This is a genomic window from Acidovorax sp. DW039, assembly GCF_037101375.1.
In the GTDB taxonomy this organism is placed as follows: Bacteria; Pseudomonadota; Gammaproteobacteria; order Burkholderiales; family Burkholderiaceae_C; genus Acidovorax.
Genome location: NZ_AP029019.1, coordinates 2,561,554 through 2,574,234, shown reverse-complemented (window position 1 = coordinate 2,574,234; position 12,681 = coordinate 2,561,554). Strand labels below are relative to the sequence as shown.

Below are 12,681 nucleotides of genomic sequence, written 5' to 3'. Positions count from 1 at the left end.
ATGCCGCTACTTGCCGGTGATATTTTGTTTGCGCGCTCGGTGAGCATGAACGACGCGCCAGAGTCGGGCGGCCCGCCATCGGCCCAGCTGCTGACCAGCGGGCGGTCGAATGAGATCTTCCCTGATATCAGCGAAGAGACCCGCACGGTTGGCCGGGTGGAGATTTACCAGATCTTCGGCGTGCTGCGAAACACTGATACGACTCCGTTCATGGGGTCGAATGTGATCCTCGCTGAGCCGCCTGCTGACCCGAATGTGAGCATCGTGATGCTCACGTTGAAAGACCCATTTGCGACCCGTGCCCAGATCGCGAAGCGCATTGAAAGCGGCATGTCGGCAGGATCGGAGTGGGCGGGCTACTTGCTCGAAGCCGCATACAGCACTATGAAGTCCATGCAGGTCCTGCAGAGGCCGGGTATGAAACCGCCCTCTATCGGCAAGACATACGTCCTCGTCTACAACGAAGGCCTGGCGGGTGAGCGGCGGGCTCGCGTTCGGATCAAGGCTCTGACTACGGAGACGCGCACATTCACCGAAATCATCAACAACGTGCTCGTCGACTTTGAAGCCCAGGTCACAACCTGTGAGCTATTTGACGGCCTGCCTGCGGACTTTCCGGGATCGCCACCTAGTCGCACTTACGCGCGGCAGGCTAACAAAACGATCATCAGGGAGACGATCTACTCTGACTCGGGTCTGTTCTACAGCGCCTCTCGCCTCACTGCTGCAACCCAGATCAATGACAACTGGCTGCAGCTCTCAAGCGTCTATGTCCGTGTGGTGCCCAACAGCCGCACCACCGTGGCATCGGTGGACCAGCGCCCAGGCGCACGGCAAACGCTGGTGCTTGCGACCTCTCCGCGTCGTGTAGAGGTCGGCATCACGCCACACTCTCGGCGCATCCGCATCGCAGAGGAAAACGCGGGCGCGATCTTTGTCGAGCAGCTCACGCCGCTCCCAGAAGCCGGGACCACAACTGTAGAGTACTGGGCACTCGGCCAGCGGTACGTATTGGTGGATGACGGAACGGGACGCCTGGAGGGTGCGGGCAGCGGGGTTGTGAGTCTGTTCACTGGCTCGCTGACCTTCACGTTGCGGCAAATTCCCGATATCGGCAGCTCGATCAATATCAGCTTCGGTAGCCGCATCGCCTACACAGACCGCTCAAACCAAGGTGCGAGCGTGCGAGCGCCTGAGTTCGCTTTCACGATCGACGCCGATGCTGTGACAGATCAAGTGGTGCCTGGTTCTCTGCAGCTGAAGTACCTCAGCGGCGGCGTCGTTCGCACTGTCACTGACAACGGCTCCGGCCAGCTCGCTGGAGCTGCCTCGGGCCGGATTGACTATCCAAGCCGCCTTGTATTGCTGCGCCCCACCGTCATGCCCGACGCTGGAGCGCAGTTCGAAATTGATTGTGATCTGCGTTCTGTCGTGCAGGAGACCTTTACCGGCCTTGCGCCGGACTCTGCTGGGTATGTGAATTTCACGCTCGCGCAGCAGCCCGCTACCAAGTCTCTCCAGCTTCGCTGGACCACGGCGCGCACGGTCAGCAATACAAGCGGCGGAACGCTCAGCACGACGACCGCGACGAAGACCAGCGACGTTACCTACACCGGCGCATACCTGCCGATCACACAACAGCAAGGATAAGGAACAGCCATGGAAGGCAACGCAATGCGACTGGCCCAAGTCGCCATAGTTTCATCGGCTTCGAACAGTGCAACCTTGACGGAAGAGTCCAGCTCGACCACCGATGGGCGCATCGTCGTCACTCGCACCGCGTCCGACGATGGTGCGGGCAATCTCGGAGGCGGTACCGGTACCGTGGCTTACACAGCCAAAACGGTCAATCTACGCGCGGTATCCCTCGACCGTAGCACGACCAATTACCGCAGCGACCATGAGAGCGCTGCGGAGTTTGAGAAGACCGGCCAGCCACCCAGCAGTAACAGCGCAAAGGGCGGCTCATACGGGACTACGAGCGTCGGGGAAGAAATGATCGGCACGCTGATCGCCACCTATGCAACCGGCCCCGGCGTGCCCGTGCACAAGACCATGTCATTCACGCCGCCGCCCGTGGTAATCGACCTGGCCCCGCTCACCACCGACCGTGCAATCCCTGGATCAGTGCAGTTTCGCTGGATGGGGCAGATCTACTCCGACTACGAGGGGCAGATCTATCGGGGCCGCACCGACACGAATCCCGGCATCGCCAGTGGCAGGATCGATTACGAGGCCTGCCTGGCACTCATGACCGATTACGTGGTCGGCGGTACTGGCCCAACAGACTTTCAGCTCCTGAGCTTGTGGACTACCAAAAACCAGTGGAGCGCAGCCTCCGTCTTCTTCAATACAGACGCGGCCCCAGTCCAAGCGGGCGCGGGTGGTTTTGTCCTCACCGCCACTGATCTAAAGGGCGACACCCTCACATCGTCGGTCGATGGCCAGGGCAATATCACCGGCCCGCACATGCGCGGTCGGATCGAGTTTTCTCGGGGTAGCGTGGAGCTGCAGTTCGGCGACTTCGTGCCTGATGTGGAACTCACGCTTGCCCAGAAGCTGGAGTGGTGGTACTCATCTGCAGACGTGGGCGCTGTGCAGCCAGGCAGGATCTGGCGGCCCTGGCCAGTGGACCCGACGACGATCCGCTACAGCGCAGTGACCTATATCTATCTGCCGGTGGATGTGTCGCTGATGGGTTTGGACCCGGCTGCCTTGCCCTCGGATGGCTTGGTGCCCTTTGTGCGACCCGGTGACCTGGCTGTGATCGGTGTCACCCATGGCGGTGCATCGGCGTTCGCGCCTGCGGTTGGAATGGTTTACGACCTAGGCCACCAGCGCCTTTCATTTGTGCAAGTCCTCGGCACCACTGGGGCAGAGATACACACCGGCTACACGGTGGATCTCGATGCGGGGAAAGTCACTTTCACGGATCTGACCGGCTACCCGCCAGAGGTGCGCGTGATCGCGCGCACTGAAGTCTACCGCCAGGTCGCTGAAGTGCGTATCGACGGCAAAGTGCGCCTCACGCAGCCCATTGGCTATGGATTTCCTGAGGGCGCTGTGTTCTCCACCGCCCTGCGCTTCGGTGATCGCTTCGCTCGCGTGCCTCGTGTGTACGACCAGGCATCTTGGAACGGAGTGTCCTGGTTCGATGGCGTGGATCCCGCAATCGGGGAAGCCCCAGGCACCTACAACGTCAAGGACAACCCCATTGCCGTCAACAACCGGGGCGCGATCACAGAGCGCTGGGCGCTGCGCATTCGCAGTGATCGCATCACCTTTGACCTGTTCGGGCAGCACCTGGGGCAGATCGCCAGCGGCTCCATCAATGAGGACTTCAGCCCCATGAACGCGGCGGCGGGTGCGCCGTACATGACCGTCAAGGCAGCGGGCTGGGGTTCATCTTGGGCGGCGGGCAACGTGTTGTTCATCGACACGGTGGGGGCTGAGGCTGCTGTGGATCTGATCCGCTGCGTTCAGCCTGGCGCTGCTGCTGGCATCGAAGACAAGAGCTTTTTTGTCCAACGTGGCGACATTGGCCGCCCCCCTGAGAGCGGTCTGTAAGAGAGGAATCAACATGATCTATCCATTCGACTACACCATGCCCAACGCTCTGCAGCTCACTGGAGTAGCTGGGGCGCTGAGCAACATCCTCAAGACATATTTGGTCACCGGTGCTGGCGCGGGCACGGTGTCCTCGCTGACGGTGGCTGGTGGCATTGCGACCGCTACTTATGCGTCCGGCCATCCTTTCAAAGCGACCGCTACAGCCCAATTCACCGGGGCGGTGCCCGCTGCGCTCAATGGCCTCAAAACCGTTATTTCTGCGACGGCCAACAGCATCACCTATGCCGCTCCTGACGTGCCAGACGGTGCGGCAACCGGGGCTATCACCAGCAAGCTCGCAAGCCCAGGCTGGGCTGAGATGTTTTCCGGTACCGCGAACCTGCTCGCGCTCAAGCCGGGTGTGCCAGAGGCCACCGGGTCGGTGCTGCGGGTTGATGACACAGGTACGCTCAACGCGCGCGTGCGAGCTTTCGAGTCTCTGGCGGACATCAACAATGGCACGGGTCCAGTGCCGTTGGATTCGCAAGTCAGTGGCGGCCTGTGGTGGCCGAAGAGCAATACTGCAGGGGCCACCATCCGCCCCTGGTGGCTGGTTGCTGATGAGCGTGGCTTCTATCTGGCGGTGGCTCCACTCGCAGGGGACCGGCTCACGCTGCTCTACTGCGGCGACCTCGCAAGCGAAAAGAGCGGGGATGCTTGGTCCTTCATGCTCACCGGCAACCAGAGCGATCAGACTGGCGTAGCCACGGTGCCAGAAGGCTGTGTGGGCTACAGCCACCGCAACGCTCGTGGCGGTGCTTACGTGATGCGGGCTCACACCGGCCTCGGTGGCTCGCTCGGCGTTGGCCGAGTTGGTGCGGGTCACAACGGCTTGACAAGCGATGTATACAGCGGCTCCGCTGGCTATTCGTTCGCCGCTTACCCCAACGGCCCAAATAACGGTCTGCTGGTCAACAATGTCGAGATCTGGGGCTTGGGCCTGCGCGGCACGCTCCCTGGCCTGTATCACATCCGCAACTCAATCGCAGCAGAGTTTGGGGCAGGCGTTGTGATCGATGGCACCGATGATCTGGCGGGCCGCAAACTGCTGGTGCTGCGTGTCGCACCGCCTGCTGGATCTATTGCCAGCGGCGTGGTGGCGCTGGATATCACTGGGCCTTGGGTGCGCTGATGGCTGTGCCTTCGTTCAACTTCGGAGCTGGGGACTGGGAAATTGAGTTCTGGCTCAAGGTGCGCGGCACGGAGAGCAGCTACGGCTCTATCGTCGCCAATGGCATCTCGTCGTTCATCCCAGGAGCACGCTTCGTGATGGTCTACGGAACTGGCGACCCCCGTGCTGGCCGTCTTGCGGTGGGCGGCAGCGATGCGGCGCGTGGGTCTGGCGTCTATGAGGCGGACGGCAATCCTGTCGTCGTGTCCGCATCGCTCCTACCAATCAACGAGTGGATTCATGTCGCGGTGAACAAGACCGGCACGGCTATGCGGATCTGGCTCGGTGGGCAGCTTTCGGGCACCGGCAGCAGCTCTGCTGCGTGGGACTTCACGATCTCCGGGTTACTGCTGGGGCGCAATGGCTGGGATGGCGGGGCCTCCCGTCTGAATGCGGTCGTTGCGGATATGAAAGTCCGCACGGTGCCTGTGCGCACCGCTGCATTCACGCCGCCTCTTGTGCCCGATGGGTGGGCCGTGTTGCTGGGCGAATCTGTGACGATCGCCCCCGGAAACCCCTCCATTGATGCGGTGACCAGCGGAGGCACGCTGGCGGCTGCTTTGGGCGTGGCTTCCTATGGGGCGGGTACGCCAGCTCGCGCCAGGTTGAGCGCTGTCGCTCTGGCTGCTGCTGCGTCATCCTCGGCACCCGTGATGCGTGCAACCGTAGGGCTGCTGGCCCGCGATACTGAGTTCGGTGGCAGTGGACGCTTGTGGGGCACCACAAAGACAGAGATCAGCCCTGGCGTTTTCGTGCCCACAAAAGCGCGAGTCTCAGTCCTGCGCCAGCGCGATATGCAGCTGGCCCGCCAAGTCTGGAGCGACCCCGCAACTGGGGCCTGGGAAGTGCGCGGCCTCGATACATCGCAGACCTTTTTAGAGGTGGCTCAGCATGTAACCGGGGAAAAGCAGGCTGTGGCTGCTGATCAAACAACGCCCGTGGAGGTGAGCTCATGAGCGCGACTTGGGAGGCCAGCATCGCGCTGCGCCTGGCTCATCTTCAGGCGTCGATCGCGCGGGCCGACCAGGGCAGCGCACCCAGTGCGGTGTGCATCTACAGCACCAACCGACCAGGCCCAGGCCAGCCGCATACGGACACGCCCCAAGCCGTAATCACCTTGGCAAAGCCCTGCGCTGCGCTCATCGGTGGTGCCTTGGTCTGGATTGCCGCAGATCCAGCCGGGGCGATGGTGATGCAGGGCGGACTGCCGCGTTGGGCGGAGTGGCTGGCTGGTGATGGCACGCTGCTGGCCCGCTGCAATGTCACTGATATGGACCACGACGGCGGCCTGCGTGTCGTGGGCGGTGCCACACCGCCTGGCGAAACCTCGCCGATGCTTTACGCAGGTGGACTTGTGCAGATCGGGGTCGTGGCGCTGACATGACAGACCTGGTCTTTGTCCGCGCCGCAAGCCCTGTCCAGGGCGGTCCTATCGATCTGGTCTTTGGTGCCAGCTCGGGACCGGCCATACCGTCCGTTCAGATCGAGGGCGGTGGTGAGATCTCTGGCTTGCGTGGTTCGGCACAGGTGCGGGCTGTGGTGCGGGCTTCCAGTGGGGGCCAAATCTCAGGCCTGTTCGGGGCTGCCGAGGCGCGGTGGGATGCCAACGTCAGTCGCTCCACAAGAGCGGAGCTGGTTACGGCTTGGCAAGAGGCAAAGCCCATGGCGAGAGGCTTGTCCGTGGGGTGGCAGGAGGCTGCGCCTGCGCGGGGTGCTGTGGTGGCTCGCTGGCAAGAAGCTGAGGCTTTGCGCGCTGCTGTGGGTGTGCGGTGGCAAGAGTCTGAGCGCCTGCGCGCTGGGGTTGCTGCGGTGTGGAAGGAAGCCCGTGGCCTGCGCGCTGGGGTGGGCGTGGCATGGGAAGAGGCAGAGCACCTGCGCGCTGCTGTGGGTGTGCGGTGGCAAGAGGCAAGCCCACTGCGTGGCGCGTTGGCTGCTCACTGGCAAGAGACCGAGCGGTTGCGCGCTGCTGTGGGCGTGCGATGGCAGGAGGGTATCGGGATGCGTGCGGCCCTGCGCACGGGGCATGGCGATGCCCTGGCGGTGCGCGTTGCGCTGCAAGCAGTGTGGCAGGAAGCCATGCGGCCACCGGCAGGGGTGAGCGCTGTTGTGGTGCCAGGGACACCGCCCTGCTACAAGCCCGGTCCACCAGTTGAGCTGGTGTTCCGTGCTGAGCGGGTCGGTGGTTTGCCGATCAATTTGGTTTTCAGGTGCTTTGGCAGCGTAGCGCCCCCAGCGGGTGTGATCGTTCTGCCGCGTAGGAGCTATATCGTGATTAATTCCGTCGAGATCCGGCGAGCCGACTCCCCTCAGAGTGATCCTTTGCCGAGTGAGAGCTTTTCGATGCAGCTGGACCGCAAGTCCTGGACATGGTCGTTCAATGCAACTTTCCATAAGGCTGCATACGATGCAGTTGCGCTGGGACCCAACGGAGAACCAGTCGAGCTGGAGGTGAAGGTCAACGGCGTGCCGTTCCGAATGATTGGGGAGCGAACGGGGCCGAGTCGCCGCCTGGCGGAAGGGCTAATCCGGGTTTCGGGCCGTGGCAGGTCCGCAGTGCTTGCGGAGCCAAATAGCCCAGTCATGACATTTAAGAGCGCTCTTACGCGCACCGCCAACCAGCTCATGACGGATGTGCTGACGGTGAACGGTGTTGGCATCGGTTGGTCGGTCGACTTCGGTCTGAGCGATTGGCTGGTGCCTGGTGGTGCCTGGTTGCACCAGGGGACTCACATTACAGCGCTATCCGCGATCGCTGCTGCTGCTGGTGGCTATCTGCAGCCGCACAACACTGACCAGGTCATTCGTGTATTGCCTGCCTGGCCACGTCCCTGGTGGGAATGGAGCCAATTGGTGCCGGATATCGACTTGCCTGCTGGCCTGAGCGAGATTGACGATACAGAGATCATCGATCGGCCACTTTACAACCGCATCTTCGTAGCTGGGGAATCGTTCGGAGTGACCGCAGATCTGACCCGATCGGGAACAGGCGGCGGGCTTTTGAAGCAGCCTATGGTGATGGATCGTCTGATCACCGGCTTGGATGTTGCCAAACAGCGAGCACGAGCAGAGCTGTCCGAATCCGGGCGAGCGCTGATGCACAAGATGACGCTTCCGGTGTTGCCCCAAACCGGGGTGATCAAGCCTGGCGTCGTGCTGCGCTACTACGACCACGCCAGCAACCAGAGAACCGGAATCGTTAGGTCCACCAGCGTGGCCATGCAATTTCCTGTGCTGACTCAATCACTGGAGGTGGAAAGCCATGCCTAACCTTTTTGCTGAGTTCAAGGCTTTGATGGAACCTGGCCGGGTTCAAGTCGGCGAGGTCATCTCGTATGTAGGCGGAGTTGCGACGGTGACTCTACCGGGCGGTGGACAGATCAGCGCCCGTGGCCAAGCAAACGTGGGAGGTAAGTTCTTTGTGCAGGAGGGCGTGATCCAAGGTCCAGCGCCCAACCTCCCGATCGTCGTAGACGAGATCTAAAAAAAGACGGGCGATCCAGTCAGGTGCGGGAACACCTGGCCAGACCCCGAACATGCAGAAGAGCCCTGCAAGCCCGGCAAGGCCCGCCACCCTGTACAGAGTGCGGCGAGTCTAGCGGAGTTTTAGTAATACGAAACAAGCTTGCAATGGAAGAAATACGCTGCGGAACCTGTGCCAGAAAGTTGGCTGAGGGCGTCTATGCCCTGCTTATAGTTAAGTGCCCGCGTTGTGGGACTTTGAATCATTTGAGGGCCAAGAGCCCCCCATCAGAGCGCCAGGGAGCGCCAAATCCTGAAGGATTTATCCATGGCTCCCATCATTCCCTGGATCGGCGGTAAGCGCCGTCTCGTTGATCTGCTCCTGAGTAGGTTCCCGCCCCATAGCTGCTATGTCGAAGTGTTTGCAGGGGGTGCGGCAGTGTTCTTTGCGCGGCACCCGGCTGACGTTGAGGTGATAAACGACGTCAACGGCGACCTGGTCAACCTCTATCGCGTTGTGACTCATCACCTTGAGGAATTCGTCAGGCAGTTCAAATGGGCTCTCACCAGCCGCCAGGTGTTCAAGTGGCTGCAGGAAACTCGACCTGAGACTCTCACCGACGTACAGCGGGCGGCCAGGTTCTTTTACCTTCAGCAGCAAAGCTTCGGCGGCAAGGTCGCTGGGCAGACCTTCGGCACGGCGACCACCGCACCGGCAATCAACCTGTTGAGGATTGAGGAAAACCTCTCCGCAGCTCACATGCGGTTGGCTGCTGGGGCCTACATCGAGAATCTGGACTGGGCCGCGTGTATCGACCGATATGACAGGCCGCATACGCTGTTTTACCTTGACCCGCCATATTGGGAGACCGAAGGCTACGGCGTCCCATTCCCATGGGAACAGTATGAATTGATGGCGGCAAAGCTGAAGGCCATCAAAGGAAAGGCCGTTCTCAGCATCAATGACCACCCCGCCATTCGTGAATGCTTCGCTGATTTCTCAATGGAGGCACTCACGCTGGACTACACAGTGGGGGGAGCTGCAAATCGGGTAGAGCGAGGTGAGCTGGTGATCTACAGCTGGGATCGGGAGGCTGAACCTGCTGGACTTTTCTGAGCTGCAATTCTCTTTAGTGGCACGAAAGTACACTCGTGCCCATTTATCGCAGCGTTGCGGCTTCAAATATCGCGGCGCGCTTCAGCTGCAGCCAGATGGCAGTTCAAAAATCGAACAGCTCAGGCGCGTTAAATACTACCATTTTGATAGCTGCTTGCGCTTGTTGGACGGGCGCTACAGGCATTTTTGTCGATTGGTTGTTTGCCTCAGATACCCCCTATCCGTTCGGGCTGAGCTCGTCGAAGCCGGGGGCACAGGCGCTGCGGTGCGTGCACGGTATTCAATGAAAGCCGTACCAACCCCATGCCGCCAAGGCCGTGACCAGCACCACCACCCAGGGCGGAAGCCGCCACCACAGCAGCGCTGCCAGCGCCATGCCTGCCAGCACCACGTCTGCCGCACTGTGCAGGGCGCTGGTGGCCACGGGCTGGTACAGGGCGGCCAGCAGCAGGCCCACCACGGCGGTATTCACCCCGGCCAGCACACCGCGCGCCCAGGGCCGCTGGCGCAACTGGGCCCACAAAGGCAGCGCGCCAGCCACCAGCAGAAATGCGGGTAAAAAGATACCCACCGTGCACAGCAACGCCAGCCCGGCACCCGCCCAGCCGGGTGCCATGGCCCCGCCCAAAAAGGCCGCAAAGGTGAACAGCGGACCGGGCACGGCCTGCGTGGCACCATAGCCTGCCAAAAACGCATCGGCAGACACCCAGCCGGGCCCCACCACGGCGGACTGGAGCAGGGGCAGCACCACATGCCCGCCGCCAAACACCAGGGCTCCGGCGCGGTAGAAGGCGTCCAGCACAGAGACGGCAAAGGCACCGGCAGACAGGGTTGCGCATTGCCCAGCGATCCAGGGCAAGGCCAGCAGCAAGATGGCAAACAAGCCCAGCAACGCCAGCCCGGTGCGGTGACCGTGCGGAATGTGCCAGGCATCGTCTGCCCCGGCAGGTTGTGCTGGTGCTATAGCCCTAACACGGCCTAACCCCCTGCCCCACACCCACCAGCCCACCACGCCCGCAAGCACCATGGCCACCATCTGCCCTGCCACCCCCGGTTGCCAGAGCGTGAGCGCACAGGCCGCCAGCATGAGCGCAGCGCGCCCGGCACTGGCGCACAGGCTACGGGCCATGCCCCACACCGCCTGCGCCACCACGGCCACGGCCACCACTTTGAGCCCTTGCACCAACCCGGCAGGCATGCCCGCCCCCCAGGACGAAAAACCAAGCCCCAGCAAGGCCAGGGCCACCGCAGACGGCAAGGTAAAGCCCAGCCACGCTGCCGCCGCCCCCGCCCAGCCCGCACGCATTAACCCCAGCGCCATGCCCACCTGGCTGCTGGCCGGTCCGGGCAAAAACTGGCACAGCGCGACCAGGTCGGCATAGCTGTGCTCGCTAAGCCAGCGGCGGCGCACCACCAGTTCGTCCCGAAAGTAGCCCAGGTGGGCCACAGGCCCGCCAAAGGAAGTCAGCCCCAGCCGCAGAAACACCCAGAAAACTGCCCACGCGCTGTCGGTGGCGGCGTTGAGAGAACCGGGCTCGGGGTGCGCAGGCGGGGCTGATCGGGACATGGGAGCAACAGGCGGGGCGTGGACGGGACGAAGGCAGCACTCTGCCACACCCGTGGTGCGTTTCGATGACGCTGGGTGATTGAGTCATACGACAACCTATTGCCTCGTAGAGGATGGAGATGCGAGGAGTGGACTAACTATGGTATCCCCTTAGTGCATATTCTTGCGATAGTTGTACGATGACGCACAACATCAGCAGATCAGGAAGGAGACTCCCATGCCCCTCTACCGTCGCACCGCCCTTTTGGCGGGCATTGCCGCGCTGGCAACCGCCACCTCTGCGACCAGCGCCTTCGCCCAAAACGCTGCCGAATGGCCCACCAAGACGCTGCGTATCGTGGTGCCCTACCCACCCGGTGGCAGCTCGGACATCATTGCGCGCTCTATCAGCCAGGCGTTGTCCGAATCGCTCAAGCAGAGCGTGATCGTGGAGAACAAGGCGGGGGCCAATGGCAACCTGGGGGCGGATTTTGTGGCCAAGGCCGACCCTGATGGCTACACCGTGTTGCTGTGCGATGTGGGGGCCCTGGCGATCAGCCCTTCCGTCTACACCAAGCTGGCGTTTGACCCCTCCAAGGACCTGCGTGGCGTGACCATGCTGGCTTACTCGCCCCACCTGCTGGTGGTGCACCCTTCGGTGCCCGTGAACAACCTGAAGGAACTGGTGGCGTATTCCAAGAAAAACGACCTGAACTTTGCGGTGACTGCCACCGGCAGTGCCCCCCACCTGGCCGGTGTGGCGCTGGAGCGCGCCAGCGGTGCGCGCTGGCAGTACATCCCTTACAAGGGCGGCGTTACCGCCATTCAGGACACCGTGGCAGGCCAGACCCAGGTGCTGATGAACGGCATGCTGGCCACCCTGCCCCAGGTGCAAAACGGCAAGCTCAAGGTGCTGGGCGTGTCCAAGTCCACGCGCATGCCTTTGCTGGGTGATGTGCCCACCATTGCCGAGCAAGGGGTGCCCGGCTATGAATCAGGCACATGGCAAGGTGTGCTGGTGCCACGCGGCACGCCCGAGGCCGTGGTGCAGAAGCTGAACAAGGCGCTGATCACCGCCATTCGCTCGCCCGAGATCCGCTCACGCCTGGCGGGCCAGGGGGCTGAGGTGGTGACCATGACCCCTGCCGAGCAGGACCAGTTTTTTGTGAAGGAGCGCGCCCGCTGGGCCAGCGTGGTGACTGCCGCCAAGATCAAACTGGACTGAACGCCCGGCAGGCTTGGCAGGCGTGCTGGGCTGGGTTCAGCACCCGTCTGCCATTGCCAAAACCCAAGAGGGCCCAGGGCCCTCTTTGCATTGGCGGAGTGCATGCGAGGAAGGTCAGGCATTGCCAGAACTCTTGTGAATAATGGGGGCATTCTCTTGCCCCGTTGGGGCGAGTTCACCTCCCCTTCATCGCCCCGCTTATGAACCAGCCCGCACCTGCTCCTCTGGCACTTCACATGCCTGCGCCCAGCGCCAGCGAACTCAAGGCGGCCCGCGTGGCGGCGGGTTTGAGCCAGGTGCAGGCGGCAGAGCTGATGGGTTACCCCGTGCAACAGGGCAGCCGCGGCGGACTGCAGTCGCGCACCTGGCAGGCGCTGGAGAGTGAGAGTGACGAACGCACGATGCAGGGGCCTGTGTTTGCCATGTTTTTGCTGCTGACGGGGCAGCACCCTGCGCTGGTGCTGCAACCCAAGCCCGCTACGCAGGCGGCGTGAGAACCACCAGCGCAAGGGCGCTGACGGCAGCGCGGCGCACTGTCAGGGTGTTTTCAAAAA

Annotated in this window: 12 protein-coding genes; 11 read left to right on the top strand and 1 reads right to left on the bottom strand. The window is 62.4% G+C overall.

The genetic code is table 11. The features are described 5' to 3' along the window. From AACH87_RS11420 to AACH87_RS11380, 9 genes are all read left to right on the top strand, one after another. Positions 1-1,650, top strand: coding sequence for a hypothetical protein (locus tag AACH87_RS11420; RefSeq protein ID WP_338794551.1), 1,650 nt, complete (start codon positions 1-3; stop codon positions 1,648-1,650). Positions 1,651-1,659: 9 nt separating this feature from the next. Beyond that, the gene (locus AACH87_RS11415) at positions 1,660-3,567 is read left to right on the top strand and encodes a hypothetical protein (RefSeq protein WP_338794550.1); all 1,908 of its coding nucleotides are present in this window, start codon (positions 1,660-1,662) and stop codon (positions 3,565-3,567) included. A gap of 13 nt (positions 3,568-3,580) precedes the next feature. Further along, a complete protein-coding gene (locus tag AACH87_RS11410; protein WP_338794549.1) occupies positions 3,581-4,741 on the top strand; it encodes a hypothetical protein in 1,161 nt (386 codons plus the stop codon). After that, positions 4,741-5,736, top strand: a complete 996-nt coding sequence (locus AACH87_RS11405) for a LamG-like jellyroll fold domain-containing protein (protein WP_338794548.1) — start codon at positions 4,741-4,743, stop codon at positions 5,734-5,736. The genes AACH87_RS11410 and AACH87_RS11405 overlap by 1 nt, the downstream gene beginning before the upstream one ends. After that, positions 5,733-6,164, top strand: a complete 432-nt coding sequence (locus AACH87_RS11400; RefSeq protein ID WP_338794547.1) for a hypothetical protein — start codon at positions 5,733-5,735, stop codon at positions 6,162-6,164. The genes AACH87_RS11405 and AACH87_RS11400 overlap by 4 nt, the downstream gene beginning before the upstream one ends. After that, complete coding sequence (locus tag AACH87_RS11395) at positions 6,161-8,047, top strand: hypothetical protein (protein ID WP_338794546.1); 1,887 nt, start codon at positions 6,161-6,163, stop codon at positions 8,045-8,047. The genes AACH87_RS11400 and AACH87_RS11395 overlap by 4 nt, the downstream gene beginning before the upstream one ends. Then, entirely contained in the window at positions 8,040-8,261 is a 222-nt protein-coding gene (locus tag AACH87_RS11390) for a hypothetical protein (protein WP_338794545.1), read from the top strand. The genes AACH87_RS11395 and AACH87_RS11390 overlap by 8 nt, the downstream gene beginning before the upstream one ends. Positions 8,262-8,407: 146 nt before the next feature. Beyond that, positions 8,408-8,599, top strand: a complete 192-nt coding sequence (locus AACH87_RS11385; protein ID WP_338794544.1) for a Com family DNA-binding transcriptional regulator — start codon at positions 8,408-8,410, stop codon at positions 8,597-8,599. Next, positions 8,568-9,356 carry a DNA adenine methylase gene (locus AACH87_RS11380; protein WP_338794543.1) on the top strand — a complete coding sequence of 263 codons (789 nt, stop codon included), beginning with the start codon at positions 8,568-8,570 and terminating at the stop codon, positions 9,354-9,356. Before AACH87_RS11385 ends, AACH87_RS11380 begins: the two co-directional genes overlap by 32 nt. Positions 9,357-9,636: 280 nt before the next feature. Here AACH87_RS11380 and chrA read toward each other — a convergent pair whose 3' ends face one another. Next, entirely contained in the window at positions 9,637-10,923 is a 1,287-nt protein-coding gene (gene chrA / locus AACH87_RS11375) for a chromate efflux transporter (RefSeq protein WP_338794542.1), read from the bottom strand. Positions 10,924-11,140: 217 nt separating this feature from the next. Here chrA and AACH87_RS11370 point away from each other — a divergent pair, with 217 nt between their 5' ends. Both AACH87_RS11370 and AACH87_RS11365 read left to right on the top strand, forming a co-directional pair. Next, a complete protein-coding gene (locus AACH87_RS11370) occupies positions 11,141-12,127 on the top strand; it encodes a tripartite tricarboxylate transporter substrate binding protein (RefSeq protein WP_338794541.1) in 987 nt (328 codons plus the stop codon). 200 nt (positions 12,128-12,327) lie between these two features. Beyond that, on the top strand, positions 12,328-12,621 hold the full coding sequence (locus AACH87_RS11365) for a helix-turn-helix transcriptional regulator (RefSeq protein ID WP_338794540.1): 294 nt from the start codon (positions 12,328-12,330) through the stop codon (positions 12,619-12,621). Positions 12,622-12,681 lie beyond the last annotated feature (60 nt).

Excerpts from the sequence above, each read along its gene's own strand:
- AACH87_RS11420 (WP_338794551.1), top strand. The coding sequence starts at position 1 with ATGCCGCTACTTGCCGGTGATATTTTGTTTGCGCGCTCGGTGAGCATG.
- AACH87_RS11400 (WP_338794547.1), top strand. The coding sequence starts at position 5,733 with ATGAGCGCGACTTGGGAGGCCAGCATCGCGCTGCGCCTGGCTCATCTT.
- chrA (WP_338794542.1), bottom strand. The coding sequence starts at position 10,923 with ATGTCCCGATCAGCCCCGCCTGCGCACCCCGAGCCCGGTTCTCTCAAC.
- AACH87_RS11390 (WP_338794545.1), top strand. The coding sequence starts at position 8,040 with ATGCCTAACCTTTTTGCTGAGTTCAAGGCTTTGATGGAACCTGGCCGG.
- AACH87_RS11365 (WP_338794540.1), top strand. The coding sequence starts at position 12,328 with ATGAACCAGCCCGCACCTGCTCCTCTGGCACTTCACATGCCTGCGCCC.
- AACH87_RS11395 (WP_338794546.1), top strand. The coding sequence starts at position 6,161 with ATGACAGACCTGGTCTTTGTCCGCGCCGCAAGCCCTGTCCAGGGCGGT.
- AACH87_RS11410 (WP_338794549.1), top strand. The coding sequence starts at position 3,581 with ATGATCTATCCATTCGACTACACCATGCCCAACGCTCTGCAGCTCACT.
- AACH87_RS11385 (WP_338794544.1), top strand. The coding sequence starts at position 8,408 with ATGGAAGAAATACGCTGCGGAACCTGTGCCAGAAAGTTGGCTGAGGGC.
- AACH87_RS11370 (WP_338794541.1), top strand. The coding sequence starts at position 11,141 with ATGCCCCTCTACCGTCGCACCGCCCTTTTGGCGGGCATTGCCGCGCTG.
- AACH87_RS11415 (WP_338794550.1), top strand. The coding sequence starts at position 1,660 with ATGGAAGGCAACGCAATGCGACTGGCCCAAGTCGCCATAGTTTCATCG.
- AACH87_RS11405 (WP_338794548.1), top strand. The coding sequence starts at position 4,741 with ATGGCTGTGCCTTCGTTCAACTTCGGAGCTGGGGACTGGGAAATTGAG.
- AACH87_RS11380 (WP_338794543.1), top strand. The coding sequence starts at position 8,568 with ATGGCTCCCATCATTCCCTGGATCGGCGGTAAGCGCCGTCTCGTTGAT.